Source organism: Streptomyces sp. Tek67B01 (genome assembly GCF_055231995.1).
The window spans coordinates 923,702-939,517 of record NZ_JBUYUY010000001.1; the positions used below are offsets into that span (position 1 = coordinate 923,702).

The following is a 15,816-nucleotide window of genomic DNA, read 5'->3' on the forward strand; positions in this document are numbered from 1 at the left end:
CTACGCGACGCGGGCCGCGCCCGCCGACGGGGTGACCGGGGTGATGCGGGGCGGGGCGTGGCCCGCCCGGGTGAACGCGTCCGTCACGGCCCGGGCCACCGCCGGTTCGGCTTCCGCGTCGATCAGGGCCAGGGCGGAGCCGCCGAAGCCGCCTCCCGTCATGCGGGCTCCGTACGCGCCCGCCGCGTTCGCGGTGGCCACGGCCAGGTCCAGCTCCGGGCAGGACACCTCGTAGTCGTCGCGCAGGGAGGCGTGGCCCTCGGTGAGCAGGGCGCCCGTCTCGCGCAACCGGCCGGCGCCGAGCAACTCGCCCACACGCAGGACGCGTTCGTTCTCGGTGACGACGTGCCGGACCCGCTGTCGTGCGACCGGATCGTCGAGCCGGCCCAACGCTCCGTCCAGCTCCTCGTACGGGAGGTCGCGCAGCGCCGGCAGGCCCAGGCGGGCGGCCGCCCGGTGACAGGAGGCGCGGCGCTGCGCGTAGGCACCGTCGGCGAGGTCGTGCTTGACGCGGGTGTCGATGACGAGGAGGCGCAGGCCCGCCGCCGCGCAGTCGAAGGGGAGGTGGCCGTGTCGGGGGCCGCGTGTGTCCAGACGCAGGACGTGGCCCTCGGTGGCGCAGGCGGAGGCCGTCTGGTCCATGATCCCGCAGGGCACGCCGACGTACGCGTTTTCGGCGCGGCGGGCGAGGGCGGCCAGTTCGGGGCGGGTGGGGGTGAGCCCATACAGCTCGGTGAGGGCCAGGGCGGTCGCCACCTCAAGGGCGGCGGAGGAGGACAGTCCGGCTCCGGCCGGCACGTCGGACCGTACGTGGAGGTCCGCACCCCCGACCGGGAGCCCCGCCTCGCGCAGCGCCCAGGCCACCCCGGCCGGGTACGCGGCCCAGCCGTCGGCGCCCCGCGGCCGGTGCGCCGGGTCGAGGGTGGCGAGGTCGAGGGTGACCACGCCGGAGGCGGACGCGGCGGAATGCAGTCTCAGCAAGGTGTCGGAGCGCGGGGCGGCGGCGACCTCGGTGCGGTGCGGCAGGGCGAAGGGCAGGGCGAAGCCGTCGTTGTAGTCGGTGTGTTCGCCGATCAGGTTGACCCTGCCGGGAGCCGCCCAGACCCCGTGGGACGGATGCCCGTACAGGTCGCGGAACGCGCGAGCCGTGTCGTTCACCGGCTCGCCACCTCGCGCAGGCGTGCGGCGGCGTCCTCGGGCCGGACGTCGTTCATGAACGCCTCCATGCCGGATTCGGTTCCGGCGAGGTACTTGAGCTTGTCCGCCGCGCGACGGACGGTGAACAGTTCGAGGTGCAGCGCGAAATCGTCGCGGTCACGGCCGGCGCCCGTGGGCGCCTGGTGCCAGGCCGAGATGTACGGGGTCGGTTCGGGCCGGTCGAAGAGCCGGTCGAAGCGCCGCAGCAGTTCCAGGTAGAGGCGGGGGAACTCGGCGCGCGCGTCCTCGCCCAGGGCGGGCAGGTCCGGGACGCGCAGCCGCGGGTAGAGGTGCACTTCGTAGGGCCAGCGTGCCGCGTAGGGTACGAAGGCGGTCCAGTGCTCGCCTTCGAGGACCACCCGGCTGCCGTCCGACAACTCCCGCGCCACCACGTCCTCGAAGAGGTTGCCTCCGGTGCGCTCGCGGTGGGCGGCCACGCCGGCGAGCATGCGGGTGGTGCGCGGGGTGACATAGGGGAAGGCGTAGATCTGGCCGTGGGGGTGGGCCAGGGTCACGCCCGTCTCGGTGCCCCGGTTCTCGAAGCAGTAGACCTGCCGAACGCCTTCGCGGGCGGCGAGTTCGGCGGTGCGGTCCGTCCAGGCCGCCAGGACCAACGCGGCGCGCCCCTCGTCGAGTCCGGCGAAGGAGGTCCCGTGGTCGGGGGTGAAGCAGATGACCTCGCAGCGTCCGGTGTCTCCGGCGAGGGAGGGGTACCGGTTCTCGAAGACGGCGACCTCGTAGTCGGGCGCCGGGATCTCACTGGTCCGGCCGGGGGTGCTGGGGCAGAGGGGACAAGCGTCGGCGGGCGGCAGGTGGGTGCGGCCCTGGCGGTGGGAGGCGATGACGACGGCGTCGCCGAGCAGCGGGTCGCGGCGCACCTCGGAGGTGGTGATGGTGGCCGACGAGTCGAGTGCGCGGGTGTCGGGGAATGCGCGCGCGGCTCCGTCGTCGGTGTCGTAGTAGAGGATCTCGCGGCCGTCGGCGAGCCGGGCGGCGGTGCGCTTCACGTACGGGCCTTCTCTCACTGGAGGTTGACGACCGTGGGGCGGCCGAGGTCGGGCTGGTCACGCAAGGGCAGTTCGGCCCCGGGGCGCTCCAGTTCGAGGACGACGAGTTCGTTCTCGCCGGTCCGCCAGAGGGGCGCGGGGGCGTACAGGGCGCGCTGCGGGCCGCGCGGGGAGTCGTAGTGCCCGAGGAGGAAACCGTTGAGCCACAGGAGACCGGTCCCCCAGTCGGAGACGTCCACGAAGCCGTCGGCCGGGGCGGTGGGGAGGGTGTGGGTGTAGCGGTGGAAGGCGGGGTGGCCCTGCTCCGGGGCTTGGGACGACCACCGCAGCCCGGCGAGGTCGGTGAGCGGCAGGGGCCGCATCTCCCACTCGAAGAGGTGCTGGTGGCCGTGGCGGACGCCGCGCCGAATGCCTTTTCGATCGTCCAGGAGAGGACCGTAGTTGACGCGGCCCTGGGCGCGGACGAGGACGTCGAGGACTACACCGCTCTCGCCTACGGGCAGGTCGAGGCCGTCGTCGGGGGTGTTGCGGTCGAGGACGCCGAGGAGCCGGCCGTCGGCGAAGAGGTAGGCGCGGTCGCCGAGGCCGTCGATCCGTACGGGCATGGCGGGGCGGGGTCCGGTGACGGTGGTGCGGTAGTGGATCAGGCCGTGGGCCTGGCCGAGTTTCTCCATGGGCTCGGGCGCGGGGCGGGTGACGGGGGCGCCGCCGAGAAACGGGAGGTGGGCGAGGAGCGGCGCGGCGCCGGCGGGGGTGGCGAGGGCCGGTGCGATGCGGGGCGGGGGTTCGGGCAGCGGGCCGTCGGGGAGGGGTACGTACTTTCCGATCACCTCGCGGAAGGCGTGGAACTTGGGGTTGAGTTCGCCGGCTTCGCCGATCGGCGCGTCGTAGTCGTAGCTGGTGGTGGTGGGCTGGTAGCCGGGATCGTCGGGGCGGGAGCCGGTGTGGTTGGCTCCGGCCCAGAAGCCGAAGTTGGTGCCGCCGTGGGCCATGTAGAGGTTGACGGAGGCGCCGGTGGCGAGGAGTTCGTCGAGCGAGCGCGCCGCCTCCTCGACGGAGCGGACGTGGTGCTGTTCGCCCCAGTGGTCGAACCAGCCGATCCAGAGCTCCATGGCGGCGAGCGGGCCGGTCGGCTGGTAGCGGCGCAGGTGGGCCAGGCGTTCGGTGGGCTTGGCCCCGAAGGTGGCCGTGGCGAGCCGGCCGGGCAGCATGCCCCCTTGGAGCATGGCGTCCTCGGGGCCGTCGGCCGTGAACAGCAGGCAGTCGACGCCGCGTTCGATCAGCGCCCGCTCGACGTGCGCGACGTAGCGGGCGTCGTTGCCGTACGAGCCGTACTCGTTCTCGATCTGCACGGCGACGACCGGGCCGCCCCGGCCGGCGAGCAGCGGCAGGAGTTCGGGGACGACGGCGTCGAACCAGCCGTCGACCTCGGCCAGGAAACGGGGGTCGGAGCAGCGCAGGCGCAGGCCGTCGAGGGCGAGGAGGCGGGCGGGAAGCCCGCCGAAGTCCCATTCGGCGCAGATGTAGGGGCCGGGGCGGACGATGGCGTCGAGACCGAGGTCTCGGGCGAGGGTGAGGAACCGGGCGAGGTCGCGGGGGCCGGTGAAGTCGGCCTTGCCGGGGGCGGTCTCGTGGAAGTTCCAGGGGACGTAGGTGTCGACGGTGTTGACGCCCAGGGCTCGCAGCCGGGTGAGCCGGTCCTCCCACAGGTCGGGGTGGACCCGGAAGTAGTGCAGGGCACCCGACACGACGCGGTGGGGGCGGCCTGCGCGCCGGAATCCATCCTGGTCGTACGTGAGCATGCGCGGGCTCCCGGGAGAAGGTCGTGGTGCCGACGTGGACGCGGCGGGCGGGAAAGGTGGCCGCCGCCGCGTATGTGAAGCCGAATATATGAAGGTCACGGCCGCGCCGTCAATGACCGGTTGAACGCATTCGATCGAATCGATCGTATCGATTCTCTATGATGGGCGGTGACCGGCCGCGGCTGTCGCCCCGGACGCACGAGGACCGCGGGGAAGACCGCGCGAACAGGGGGAAGACCTTGAGACCACATGTCGACCAGCGTCAGGCGCGGGTGCTCGCGCTCGTCCGGGAGCGGGGCAGCGTGCGCGTCGCGGATCTGGCCCGGGAGCTCGGCATCTCGCCGGTGACGCTGCGGCGGGACATCGAGGCGATGGCGGCTCGGGGCGAGATCCACCGGATGCACGGGGTGATCAGCCGGGTGGAGGGGCGGGCGCCCGTGGTGTCGCCCGTCGGAGCCGCAGAGCAGTCCGGCGGCCGGAGCGGCGGGCGGACCGGCGGGGGGCCGGGGCTGGTGATCGGGATGGTGGTGCCGACCACCGAGTACTACTACGCCGATGTCGTGCGGGGCGCCCGGGAGGTGGTCGAGGCGCGGGGCGCGCGGCTGACGGTCGGGTTGACCCGGTACCTGCCGGGCGAGGACCGCACCCAGGCCGGCCGGCTGCTTTCGACCGGGGCCGACGGGCTGCTGCTGACGCCGAACTGGGTCGGTTCGCCCGGGCCCGGGGAAGGGGCGTGGACGGCCGGGCTGGCGGTGCCGACGGTGCTGGTCGAGCGGTGGGCCCCGGCCGGGCATCCGGCGGCCGCGCTGGACCGGGTGGGGTCGGACCACGCGCACGGGGCGGCGCTGGCGGTGCAGCACCTGGTGGAGCGGGGACACCGAAGGATCGCGCTGGCCAGCCAGGAGACACCCACGACGGCGCGGCTGCGGTCGGGGTACGAGGCGGCGGTGGCGGCGCTCGGGTTGGAGCCGGCCCCTGCATGGCCGGCGGGCGGCTCCGCGGAACCGCTGTCGGTGGCGGACCGGTTCGCCCGGACGTTGGACTACCTGTGCGAGGCGGTCACGGGGGGCGGGGTGAGCGCCGCCCTGATCCACAGCGACACGGACGCCATCATGCTGATCCCGCGCCTACAGGCGCGGGGGGTGCGGGTGCCGGAGGACCTGGAGGTGATCACGTACGACGACGAGGTGGCGGGACTGGCCGACGTACCGCTGTCGGCGGTGGCACCGGCGAAGCGGGAGGTGGGCGCGCGGGCCGCGGCGCTGCTGCTCGACCGCCTGGGGGGTGCCGGGAGCGGGGGGCCGGGCCAGCACCTGGAGCTGTTGCCTCGGTTGACCATTCGTTCATGACGAGCGGGTTCGAGAAGTCGAACTGATTGTTTTGATCGAGTTGCGCATTCGCTCTTGACGGTCGGCTCGTTCGCGCAAAAGATGGGCCGCGTTCTGCATCCGCCGTGTCCAGCGGTCGTCCGTAGGAGCCGTCCATGCCGCGCAGCTTCCTTCTTCCTTCCTCTTCACTCCTGCCGGAGACCGCGCGCCGGTCCCGTCCGTCGCGCCTGACCCGACCGCCCGGCTCGTCCCGCTCGTCCCATCTGACTCGTCTGGCCCTCACCGCCTCGGCCGCGTCCATGGCCCTGCTCTCCACGGCTTGCGGCGGTGGGCGGGCCGCGCCGGAGTCCGGTCCGGTGGGTGCTGTGGGCGCCTCGGGGAGTCCCGTGACGGTGACGTACTGGTCCTCCTCGGCGGGCGCGCAGCAGACCGCCGACGCCTTCAACAAGACGCACCCGGGCATCCAGGTGAAGTTCTCCTCGGTACCGGGCGGCCCCGACGGGGCGGCGAAACTGGCGAACGCGGTCAAGGGCGGGAACGCGCCCGACGTCGCGACTATGGACTACTCCGCGCTCCCGGAGTTCGCGAGCGGCGGCAACCTGGAGGATCTCAGCGGCACGTCCGGCGCACTCGTCGCCGAGAAGTTCCCGGCGGCCGTCCAATCGCTGGTGAAGCTCGGAGGCAAGACGTGGGCGGTTCCGTTCGACGTCACACCGCTCGAACTCTTCTACCGCAAGGACATCTTCGACAAGTACGCGGTGCCGGTGCCGAGGACGTGGGGCGAGTACAAGGCGGCGGCGGAGGAGATCCACCAGGCCGACCCCTCCGTGAAGATCACGAACATGGGCGGCGGCGATCCGGCGGTGTTGGCGGGGCTGTCGTGGCAGGCGGGTGCCAAGTGGTACGGGACGCAGGGCGACAAGTGGAGGGTCGCCATCGACGACCCGGCCTCGAAGAGGGTGGCCGAGTACTGGACCGGGCTGATGGCCTCCGGGGCCGCCTCGAAGACCCCGTTGTGGGGCGAGGGTGAGGCGAAGGAACGTTCCTCAGGGCAGGTCGCGACCGTCATCGGCGCCGCTTGGACGGCCGGCACCTTCCTGGCGAACTACCCCGACCTGAAGGGGAAGTGGGGCATCGCGCCGCTGCCGACCTGGGACGGCAGAGCGGCGACCGGCATGTACGGCGGCACCTCGTACATCGTGCCCAAGGGCAGCAAGCACACGAAGGCGGCGGCCGAGTTCATCCGCTGGGTGACCACCGAGCCGGAGGCGATCCGGGCCCGGCTCAGCTCGCTGAAGTCCCCGAGCAGCGCCCTGCCGGCCAACCCGGGGATGCGGGCCGAGGCGGCGAAGCTGTTCGACGCCTCGTACTTCGAGGGGCAGGACCCGTACGCCGTGGCGGGTGAGGCGGCGGCGACGATCGTGCCCGGCTGGACGTGGGGGCCGGCCCAGCTCCAGGTGAACGCGGCGCAGAACGCGACCGGCGCGGACCTGGTGAAGGCCCTGACCGAGGGCCAGTCGGCCGCCGAGAAGGCCATCAAGGACCGCGGCCTGGGGTTGGCCGGCTGATGCCCGCCAACCCGTCCGCGAACGGCGCCGACCGGGCGAAAGCCCCCACCCGGTCCGGGGGCCGGCGTCGCTCCCCGACAGACGGTGCGGCAGGCGGCGCGACGCGCATTCCGGGAGGCGGGCCGGGCGGCGACGGCTCGGCCCGGGCCGGCGGGGCGGTGGGCGCCGCGCGGGCCGCAGCCGTCGATCGCCACCACGGACCCGCGACCGGGCCCGGCCCCCACCCCGGCGGCGGAGCGCGTACCGCCCGGACCACCCATACCGCCCGGACCGCCCGCCGCCCCGGGCCGGGCGTCGCGGCCCTGTTCATGGCGCCGTTCTTCGCCCTGTTCGGTCTCGTCACCGTCGCCCCCGTCGGCTACGCCGCCTGGCTGGGCCTCTTCCACGAGGAACAGTCCGGACTCGGTTTCGGCGGTACGGAACGGGTGTTCAGTGGCGTCGGGAACTACACCAAGGCGCTGACCGATCCGCTCTTCCTGTCCTCGTTCCGTCACATCGCCCTCTATTGCGTCTTCTACATACCCGCCATGGTCGGCGGCGCCCTCGTCCTCGCCCTGCTGCTCGACTCGGCCCTCGCCCGGGCCAAACGCTTCTTCCAGATCGCCTTCTACCTGCCGCACGCCGTGCCCGGTCTCATCTCGGCAGTCATCTGGCTCTACCTCTACACGCCCGGACTCAGCCCCGTCCTCGACCTCCTCGACTCGGCCGGCCTGTCCTGGAACTTCTTCGGTCGTGACGAGGCCCTGCTGTCCGTGGTCAACGTCTCGGCGTGGCAGTGGACGGGTTACAACGTGATCATCTTCTTTGCCGGGCTCCAGGCCATCCCCCGCGAAACCCTGGAGGCCGCCACCATGGACGGCGCCGGCGCGCTGCGCACCGCCTTCCAGATCAAGGTGCCAAGCATCAAACCGACCGTCGTACTGACCGTCCTGTTCACCTGTGTCGGCGCCGTCCAGCTCTTCGACGCCCCTCAGCTGCTCCAGCTCCGCGCCACCGAGATGGGCGAGTCGTGGTCGCCGACCATGTACGTCTACAGCGCCGCCTTCAAACGCCACGACTACGGGCTGGCGGCGGCGAGCGCGCTGCTCCTCGCCCTCGTCGCCGGCGCGGCCTCCTACGTCGTCACCAGGCTCGGCAACCGCTGGAGGACCGCATGACCACCGTCCTGGCGCCCGGCAGGCCACACCCGAGCACCACCCGCCCCCCTCGGCCCCGTACCCGGCCCGGCCCCCGTCTCCTGTCCCGGGCCGCCGTCAACGCCGCGCTCCTCCTCGTCGCGGCCTACACCCTGATGCCCCTCGCCTGGGTGGTGCTGGCCGCGACCAAGGACCACCGGGACCTCTTCGCCACCGCCCCCTACTCCCTGGGCCGCTTCCACTTCCTCACCAACCTCGGCGACGTCTTCACGTACGACGACGGCATCTTCGGGCGGTGGCTCGGCAACAGCCTCTTGTACACCGTGGTCGGCTCGACGCTCTCCGCCCTGATCAGCGTGGCCTGCGGCTACGCCTTCCACGCCTACGAGTTCCGCCACAAGGAACGCCTCTTCGGCGTGGTCCTCGCGGGAGTGCTCGTACCGGCCACCGTGCTCCAGTTGCCCCTGTACCTGATGGCCTCGGCCGCCGGGGTCGTGAACACGTACTGGGCGTATCTGGTGCCCGCCCTCGTCAACCCCTTCGGGGTCTATCTGGCCCGTGTCTTCGCGGAGGGCTACGTCCCCGACGAGGTGCCGGCCGCCGCGCGGGTCGACGGGGCGGGTGAACTGCGACTCTTCGCCCACGTGTCGCTGCCCATGCTGTGGCCGGGCTTTGTGACGATCTTCCTGTTCACCTTCACTGCCATCTGGAACAACTTCTACGGCGCCCTGACCATGCTGAACGACGAGCGGCTCTACCCCGTCAGTCTGGGCTTGTTCATGTGGAACCGCAGCGTCTACCAGCAGCCCGAGCTGTACCCGCTCGTCATCACCGGTTCCCTCGTCTCCGTCGTCCCGCTCGTGCTCGCCTTCCTCGGCCTCCAGCGCTTCTGGCGCTCGGGTCTCACCGCAGGAGCCGTCAAGTGACCCCTCCCTCTTCGTATGCGGTGCGGCGCCCGGTCACGGTCCTCGCCATGAGTGCCGGTACCCGCGCGGCCGTCCTGAGCGATCGGGTGCTGCCGAAGCTCGTACGCGTCGCCGACCTGGACCCCGAACTGCTGCTCACCGACTTCGGTGACGACGAACCGGCGCTCAGCCGCCGGCTCGCCGAGGCCGAAGTGCTGTTCACCGGTTGGGGCTGCCCGCCGCTCGACGCCGCGGCGCTGGGACGGATGCCCCTGCTGCGCGCCGTCGTCCACGCCGCCGGCAGCGTCAAGCACCATGTGACGGCCGCATGCTGGGAACGTGGCCTGAAGGTTTCCAGTGCCGCCGCGGCCAACGCCGTGCCGGTCGCCGAGTACACGCTCGCCGCGATCCTGTTCGCCAACAAGCGGGTACTCGAATCCGCGCACGCCTACCGCTCGGCGCGCGGTCCGCTGGACCTGCTGGGTCGCTATCCGGCCGTCGGCAATTACCGCCGCACTGTCGGGCTCGTCGGCGCGTCTCTCATCGGGCGTCGGGTCATGGAGTTGCTGCGCCCCTTCGACCTGCGCGTGCTGGTGCACGACCCGTACGCCGATCCGGGCGAGATCGCGGCGCTCGGCGGTGAGGCCTGTGCCCTCGACCAACTGCTGCACCGCAGTGACGTGGTGAGCCTGCACGCGCCCGCGCTACCGCAGACCCGCCACCTCCTGGACGCCGCGGGACTGGCCCTGATGCCGGACGGCGCCACGCTGATCAACACCGCGAGGGGTTCGCTCGTGGACACCGCGGCGCTGACGGAGGAGCTGGTCACCGGACGCCTGCACGCCGTGCTCGACCACACCGAGCCCGAAGTGCTGCCCGCCGGTTCGCCGCTCTTCAACCTGCCGAACGTGCTCCTCACCCCCCATGTGGCCGGCTCACTGGGCGGTGAGCTGGACCGCTTGGCGGCGACGGCGGTCGCGGAGCTGGAGCGCTACGCATGCGGCCTGGCCTTCCGCCACCCCGTCGACCCCGCCCGGCTGGCCTACTCGGCCTGAGCGCCGTCGGCCGCCGAGCCACGCCGAGGGGCCGTCCCGCCTGTCGGGATGGGCCAGGCGGCCGAGCAGGGCGACCGCAGCGCGACCGGCACCGACTGGAAGAACACCGCGTCGGCTTGCCCGACCGCAGCCGCCCGGCCCGCCCGCCCTCCTCTGCTGGCCCTGCCCACCGGGCCCCTCTGCTGGCCCTGCCCACCGGGCCCCTCGGCTGGACCCCCTGCCCATCTGGCCCCCGCCCACCAGACGCCCTCCGCCGGGCCCCCTGCCCGCCCGGCCCCCGCCCACCGAGCCCCCTCGGCTGGACCCCCTGCCCATCCGGCCCCCGCCCACCAGACGCCCTCCGCCGGGCCCCCTGCCCGCCCGGTCTACCCACCCGCTCCGCCCCGCCCGCACCGCCTGCCCAACCCCGGCCAGCCCGGCCCGGCCCGACCGGTCCGCCGCGGCAGGCCAGCACGGCTGGCCGATCACGGTGGTCGTGTCGGGGCTCCTCTCGGCTCACCGGGGTTGGCGACCGACCCCTCGGCCGGGGCGCTCCGTTCCCGGGACAGCCGCACCAGGTGTTTTCGCCCACGCGTCAGTTGCGCCGGCAATTCCGCGGCTTCCGGGTACCAGCGTTTCTCGTACTCCCAGCACAGCCAGCCCGCTGACGGTACGTGGGCCGTCACTTCCTCCAGCGGCAAGACTCCCGCGCCGAGGGTCAAGGGCGTGAGGTCATGAGCCGAAGCCACATCCTTGACCTGTACGTAGCCCAGGTGTGGGGCGAGGCCGCGCCATGAGTCGCCCGGCTGTTCGCCACCCAGCCAGGTGTGCAGTACGTCCCACAGCGCTCCCGCGCCCGAATGCCCGACCCGATCCAGCACCCGGGCCGCGGCGGCCCCGGTGGCGTGCGAATCGTGGGTTTCCAGTAGGAGCCGCACGCCCTGCCGCTCGGCATACGGCGCCGCGGCGCGCAGCCGGCGAACGGCGTGGGCGTCCGCGTCCACCTCGGAGAGGCCCCCGCCGCCGGGGAAGACGCGTACGTACGGGGCTTCGAGATCGGCGGCGAGCCGGACCAGGGAGCGCAGCGCGGCAAGGACCGGCCCGTCGTCCCCGGAGGCGGCGACCTTGGCGTATCCCGCGACCCCCAGGACGGCGACCCCGGTGGCGGCGAGGGCGCGCCGGGCCGCGACCCGGTCACCGCCGGGGCTCTCGGGATGCAGGGCTTCTTCCGCATGGGCCCGCAGTTCCAGGCCGTCGTACCCGTGCTCGGCGGCGAGGGCTGCGCTGCGTGCGAGCGGGGTTCCGGGCAGGCCGAGCGTGGAGAAGGCGTACTTCACGGCCGGCTCCCTTCGCGGGGCGGTGGTCCGGTGGAAGCCCGCACCAGCAACTCGGTGGGCAGGGTGGTGATGCGGCCCGGCGGCGCGGGTCTGCGGCCGGTGACGAGTTGGGCCGCGAGCACGCCCGCCTCACGCAACGGGACCCTGACGGTGGTGAGGGCGGGCGCGGTGTCCACGCTGAACGGCAGGTCGTCGAAGCCGGCGACCGAGACGTCCTCGGGGATGCGCATCCCGGCTTCCCCCAAGGCGGCGGCCACACCCACTGCGACCGTGTCGTTGGCCGCCGCGACCGCGGTGAAGGGTCTCCCCCGGCGCAGCAGTTCCCGGGCGGCGTCGTAGCCCGCGGCGCGCTCGAAGCCGGCGTGCAGGGTGAGAGGGGCGCAGGCGTCGGGCAGTGCGGGGTCGTGCCGTCGCAGCGCGGCGGTGTGTCCTGCGAGCCGCTCCCGGGTGGTGCTCAGGCCCGGCGGTCCGGCGACGTAGGCGATGTCTCGATGGCCCAGGGCCAGGAGGTGTTCGGCGAGGCGGAAGGCGCCTCCGTGGTCGTCGAACGTAACGGTGGCGACGGGCAGTGCGGCAGGTACCGGAAGCGCAGGTCTCCCGCACAGCACCACGGGGGTGCCGGCGAGTGCCATCCGGCTGATGCGGGCGGTGAGCGCGGTGCTGTGGTCCGGTTCCTCGACCGCCCCGCCCGTCAGGACGACCCCGCCTGCCCGCTGGCCCTCCAGCAAGGTGAGATAGGCGAGTTCGGCCGAGGGGGAGCCCTCGGTGTTGCAGACGACGGCGAGCCTGCGGCCGTCTCCGTGACCCGCCGGCGCGAGCGCCTTCTGCAGGGATCCGGCGAGGATGCCGAAGAAGCTGTCGGCGACATCGTGGACGAGCACGCCCACGAGGTCCGAGGTGGCGGCCGCCAGGGCCCTGGCCGGACCGTTGGCGATGTACCCGAGTTCCTCGACGGCCCGTTCCACTCGGGTCCGGGTGCCGCCCGCCACCGGGTGTCCGCCGTTCAGTACACGCGAGACCGTGGCGGGCGAGACGCCCGCGTGCGCCGCGACCTCGGCGAGAGTCACCGCCATTTCGCACCCCTCCTCCTGCCCCACGCTCGGTGGCGGGGCCGTCGTTTCATCCGTCGTGATCTCAGTCTGCCCCATTGAGAAAGCGCTTTCCATCACTCGTACGGGTGTTGTGCACGAGCTCCCACCGCTCCTAGCCTGGAAGCATGAAAGCGCTTTCCGTCGTTCTCCAGGCGCTTTCCCTTGCAGCTTTCCAACCCATTGGGCGTGACACACAGGAGGGGACCCGTGGAAGACAAGACAGTCGACAAGTCACACCGGTCGACACGAACGATCAAGATCGCGATGAACGGCGTGACCGGTCGGATGGGATACCGCCAGCACCTGGTGCGCTCCGTCCTCGCGCTGCGCGAGCAGGGAGGACTCGACCTCGGGGACGGCACCGTGCTCTGGCCCGAGCCGCTCCTGGTCGGGCGAAGGGAGGCAGCACTGAGGGCGATCGCCGACCGGCACGGCCTCGAACACATCAGCACCGATCTGACGGAGGTGCTGGCCGATCCGGATGTGGAGGTCTACTTCGACGCGCAGGTGACCGGGGCCCGTGAGGCGGCCGTCCGTCAGGCCCTCTCGGCGGGCAAGCACGTCTACTGCGAAAAGCCGACCGCCCTCTCCTTCGCTGCCTCCCTGGAGCTGGCGCGGCTGGCGGAGGCGGCCGGAGTCAGACACGGCGTGGTGCAGGACAAGCTGTTCCTGCCGGGGCTGCTGAAGCTGAGGCGGCTGATCGAGGGCGGTTTCTTCGGGGAGATCCTCTCGGTGCGGGGGGAGTTCGGCTACTGGGTGTTCGAAGGGGACTGGCAGCAGGCCCAGCGGCCCTCCTGGAACTACCGCGCGCAAGAGGGCGGCGGCATCACCGCCGACATGTTCCCGCACTGGGAGTACCTGCTGCACGAGCTCTTCGGCCGGGTGCGCTCGGTGCAGGCCCTCACCCGCACCCACATCGGCCGCCGTTGGGACGAGGAGGGCAAACCGTACGAGGCCACCGCGGACGACGCGGTCTACGGCGTCTTCGAACTGGAGGGCGGCGCGGTCGCGCAGATCAACTCCTCCTGGGCCGTCCGCGTCCATCGCGACGAACTGCTGGAGTTCCAGGTGGACGGGACGCACGGCTCCGCTGTGGCGGGTCTGCGCGACTGCCGGATCCAGCATCGGGCGGGGACTCCCAAACCCGTGTGGAATCCGGATCTTCCCCAGACGGAGTCCTTCCGCGCCCAGTGGCAGGAGGTACCCGACAACACCCCGGCGGACAACGGATTCAAGACCCAGTGGGAACTGTTCCTGCGCCACGTCGTCCGGGGCGAGCACTGGCAGTGGGACCTCCTGGCCGGGGCGCGCGGGGTGCAGCTGGCCGAGCTCGGGCTGCGGTCCTCGGCGCAGGGCCGTCGGCTGCAGGTGCCGGAGGTGGTCCTGTGAACGCCATCCTCCTGCCCACACCGGAAGGCGGGTACCGCGCGTACCGGCCGAACCCTGACCCACTCCCGCCCTTGACCTGCGGGCCCGCCCGCAGTCGGACGTTCTACGCGGCGGCGCACGTCGTCGCCGAGCCACGCGCCGCCTCCGCCGAGGCGGGATACGAGGTGGACTGGGAGGCCACGTTGGCCTTCCGGCACCGACTGTGGGCGCAGGGGCTCGGGGTCGCGGAGGCCATGGACACGGCGCAGCGCGGGATGGGCCTGGACTGGCCGGGCGCGGCCGAGCTCATCCGCCGCTCGGCGGCCGAGGCGCGCGCGGCGGGAGGCCGGATCGTCTGCGGCGTCGGGACCGACCAGCTGCCACCAGGCGGGACCCACTCGATCATCGAGATCACCGCGGCGTACGAGGAGCAGCTCGCGCACGGCGAGGCCTGCGGGACGCCCGTCGTACTGATGGCGTCCCGGGCGCTCGCGAGGGCTGCCCGGGGCCCGGAGGACTACCTCGAGGTGTACGGGGAGTTGCTCCGGCAGAGCGCCGGACCCGTCGTACTGCACTGGCTGGGCCCGATGTTCGATCCGGAACTCGCCGGGTATTGGGGCCACGACGACCCGGACCAGGCCACCGAGGTCATCTTGAAGATCATCGCCGAGTACCCCGGGAAAGTGGACGGGCTCAAGGTCTCGTTGCTGGACGCGGACCGGGAAGTGGGCATCCGGCGCCGGCTGCCGGCCGGCGTCCGCTGCTACACGGGCGACGACTACCACTACCCGGAGCTGATCGGTGGGGACGGCGAGCTGGCGAGCGACGCCCTGTTGGGCATCTTCGATCCGATCGCACCGGTCGCGGCGCGCGCGGCGCGGGCACTCGACCGCGGCGACCCGGGCGCCTTTCGTACGCTGCTGGACCCCACCGTGACCCTAGCGCGGCACCTGTTCTCCGCGCCGACCCGCCACTACAAGACGGGGGTGGTCCTTCTGGCCTGGCTGGCCGGATTCCAGGAGCACTTCACGATGCTGGGCGGGCTCCAGTCGGCCCGCTCGCTCCCCCATCTGGCCACGGCATACGAACTGGCCGACCGGCTGGGTCTCTTCCCCGATCCCGAGCTCGCCGAAGCCCGGATGAGGCAGTTGTTCGCGGTGTACGGGGTGACGTCGTGAACCGCGAGCCGGCTCCCGCGCGGTTCAGTCTCAACCACGAGACGATCCGCCAGTGGTCGCTCCCCGAACTGGTACGCGGCTGCACGGAGGCCGGGGTGGGGGCGGTGGGCCTGTGGCGGGAGCCGGTGCAGAAGTTCGGGGTCAGGCAGACCGCGAAGCTGATCGCCGGGGAGGGATTGCGCGTCAGCTCGCTCTGCCGGGGAGGGTTCTTCACGGCCACCGACCCGGTGGGGCGGACCATGGCCCTGGAGGACAACCGGCGGGCCGTCGAGGAGGCCGCCGAACTCGGGGCGGACGTTCTGGTCCTGGTATCGGGCGGGCTGCCCGACGGGGACCGGGACCTGGTCGGTGCGCGCGGTCGGATCGTCGACGTCCTTGGCGAGTTGACGCCGTGGGCCGCCGCCCACGGGGTTCGGTTGGGCATCGAAGCCCTCCATCCGATGTTCGCCGCGGACCGCTGCGTGGTCTCCACGCTGGGCCAGGCGCTGGATCTGGCCGAACGGTTCCCCGCGGAGCGGGTGGGAGTGGTGGTGGACAGCTACCACCTGTGGTGGGACGAACGGCTCCCGGCGGAACTGCGCCGGGCGGGGGCGGGGGGCCGCATCGTGTCGGTCCAGGTGGCCGACTGGGTGACCCCGCTCCCCGAAGGGGTGTTGTCGGGGCGGGGCCAACTCGGCGACGGGTGCATCGATCTCCGCGGCTTGCGCGAGCTGAGCGACGAGGCGGGATATCGCGGGCCGATCGAAGTGGAGATCTTCCATCCGGGGCTCTGGGCCCGCGAGGGATCGGAGGTACTGCGGGAGGTGATCGAGCGCTATCGCCGGCACGTCGCATGAGGTGGGGACGACGGCACCGCCAGGGCCGA

General features: G+C 72.5%; 13 protein-coding genes. 8 read left to right on the forward strand and 5 right to left on the reverse strand.

Going from position 1 to position 15,816, the window contains the following annotated elements; genetic code table 11:
- The 3 genes from galK to ACV7NM_RS04455 are packed head-to-tail and all read right to left on the reverse strand — an operon-like array spanning position 1 to position 4,006.
- Entirely contained in the window at positions 1–1,158 is a 1,158-nt protein-coding gene (gene galK, locus ACV7NM_RS04445; protein ID WP_463409012.1) for a galactokinase, read from the reverse strand.
- Positions 1,155–2,204, reverse strand: coding sequence for a galactose-1-phosphate uridylyltransferase (gene galT / locus ACV7NM_RS04450; RefSeq protein WP_463409013.1), 1,050 nt, complete (start codon positions 2,202–2,204; stop codon positions 1,155–1,157). Before galT ends, galK begins: the two co-directional genes overlap by 4 nt.
- Positions 2,205–2,218: 14 nt before the next feature.
- Complete coding sequence (locus ACV7NM_RS04455) at positions 2,219–4,006, reverse strand: glycoside hydrolase family 35 protein (RefSeq protein WP_463409014.1); 1,788 nt, start codon at positions 4,004–4,006, stop codon at positions 2,219–2,221.
- Positions 4,007–4,245: 239 nt separating this feature from the next.
- On the opposite strand from ACV7NM_RS04455, the gene ACV7NM_RS04460 reads away from it, so the two are divergent.
- The 5 genes from ACV7NM_RS04460 (at position 4,246) to ACV7NM_RS04480 (ending at position 9,998) form a co-directional block, all read left to right on the forward strand.
- Positions 4,246–5,355, forward strand: a complete 1,110-nt coding sequence (locus tag ACV7NM_RS04460; RefSeq protein ID WP_463409015.1) for a LacI family DNA-binding transcriptional regulator — start codon at positions 4,246–4,248, stop codon at positions 5,353–5,355.
- 278 nt (positions 5,356–5,633) lie between these two features.
- Positions 5,634–6,902, forward strand: a complete 1,269-nt coding sequence (locus ACV7NM_RS04465; protein WP_463413824.1) for an ABC transporter substrate-binding protein — start codon at positions 5,634–5,636, stop codon at positions 6,900–6,902.
- 308 nt (positions 6,903–7,210) lie between these two features.
- A complete protein-coding gene (locus ACV7NM_RS04470) occupies positions 7,211–8,059 on the forward strand; it encodes a carbohydrate ABC transporter permease (protein ID WP_463413825.1) in 849 nt (282 codons plus the stop codon).
- Entirely contained in the window at positions 8,056–8,964 is a 909-nt protein-coding gene (locus ACV7NM_RS04475; RefSeq protein WP_463409016.1) for a carbohydrate ABC transporter permease, read from the forward strand. The genes ACV7NM_RS04470 and ACV7NM_RS04475 overlap by 4 nt, the downstream gene beginning before the upstream one ends.
- 47 nt (positions 8,965–9,011) lie before the next feature.
- Positions 9,012–9,998 carry a hydroxyacid dehydrogenase gene (locus tag ACV7NM_RS04480; protein ID WP_463409017.1) on the forward strand — a complete coding sequence of 329 codons (987 nt, stop codon included), beginning with the start codon at positions 9,012–9,014 and terminating at the stop codon, positions 9,996–9,998.
- A 464-nt stretch (positions 9,999–10,462) separates the two neighbouring features.
- Here the strand turns inward: ACV7NM_RS04480 and ACV7NM_RS04485 are convergent, their stop codons facing one another.
- Both ACV7NM_RS04485 and ACV7NM_RS04490 read right to left on the reverse strand, forming a co-directional pair.
- The gene (locus ACV7NM_RS04485) at positions 10,463–11,314 is read right to left on the reverse strand and encodes a sugar phosphate isomerase/epimerase family protein (RefSeq protein ID WP_463409018.1); all 852 of its coding nucleotides are present in this window, start codon (positions 11,312–11,314) and stop codon (positions 10,463–10,465) included.
- Positions 11,311–12,387 carry a LacI family DNA-binding transcriptional regulator gene (locus ACV7NM_RS04490; protein ID WP_463409019.1) on the reverse strand — a complete coding sequence of 359 codons (1,077 nt, stop codon included), beginning with the start codon at positions 12,385–12,387 and terminating at the stop codon, positions 11,311–11,313. The genes ACV7NM_RS04485 and ACV7NM_RS04490 overlap by 4 nt, the downstream gene beginning before the upstream one ends.
- 282 nt (positions 12,388–12,669) lie before the next feature.
- Here ACV7NM_RS04490 and ACV7NM_RS04495 point away from each other — a divergent pair, with 282 nt between their 5' ends.
- The 3 genes from ACV7NM_RS04495 to ACV7NM_RS04505 are packed head-to-tail and all read left to right on the forward strand — an operon-like array spanning position 12,670 to position 15,787.
- Positions 12,670–13,794, forward strand: coding sequence for a Gfo/Idh/MocA family protein (locus ACV7NM_RS04495; protein ID WP_463413826.1), 1,125 nt, complete (start codon positions 12,670–12,672; stop codon positions 13,792–13,794).
- Complete coding sequence (locus ACV7NM_RS04500) at positions 13,791–14,951, forward strand: dihydrodipicolinate synthase family protein (RefSeq protein ID WP_463409020.1); 1,161 nt, start codon at positions 13,791–13,793, stop codon at positions 14,949–14,951. The genes ACV7NM_RS04495 and ACV7NM_RS04500 overlap by 4 nt, the downstream gene beginning before the upstream one ends.
- Positions 14,948–15,787 carry a sugar phosphate isomerase/epimerase family protein gene (locus ACV7NM_RS04505; protein ID WP_463409021.1) on the forward strand — a complete coding sequence of 280 codons (840 nt, stop codon included), beginning with the start codon at positions 14,948–14,950 and terminating at the stop codon, positions 15,785–15,787. Before ACV7NM_RS04500 ends, ACV7NM_RS04505 begins: the two co-directional genes overlap by 4 nt.
- Positions 15,788–15,816: the final 29 nt, after the last annotated feature.

Coding starts and splice junctions, on each gene's coding strand:
- ACV7NM_RS04455 (WP_463409014.1), bottom strand. CDS start 4,006: ATGCTCACGTACGACCAGGATGGATTCCGGCGCGCAGGCCGCCCCCAC.
- ACV7NM_RS04470 (WP_463413825.1), top strand. CDS start 7,211: ATGGCGCCGTTCTTCGCCCTGTTCGGTCTCGTCACCGTCGCCCCCGTC.
- ACV7NM_RS04465 (WP_463413824.1), top strand. CDS start 5,634: ATGGCCCTGCTCTCCACGGCTTGCGGCGGTGGGCGGGCCGCGCCGGAG.
- ACV7NM_RS04490 (WP_463409019.1), bottom strand. CDS start 12,387: ATGGCGGTGACTCTCGCCGAGGTCGCGGCGCACGCGGGCGTCTCGCCC.
- ACV7NM_RS04475 (WP_463409016.1), top strand. CDS start 8,056: ATGACCACCGTCCTGGCGCCCGGCAGGCCACACCCGAGCACCACCCGC.
- ACV7NM_RS04495 (WP_463413826.1), top strand. CDS start 12,670: ATGAACGGCGTGACCGGTCGGATGGGATACCGCCAGCACCTGGTGCGC.
- ACV7NM_RS04480 (WP_463409017.1), top strand. CDS start 9,012: ATGAGTGCCGGTACCCGCGCGGCCGTCCTGAGCGATCGGGTGCTGCCG.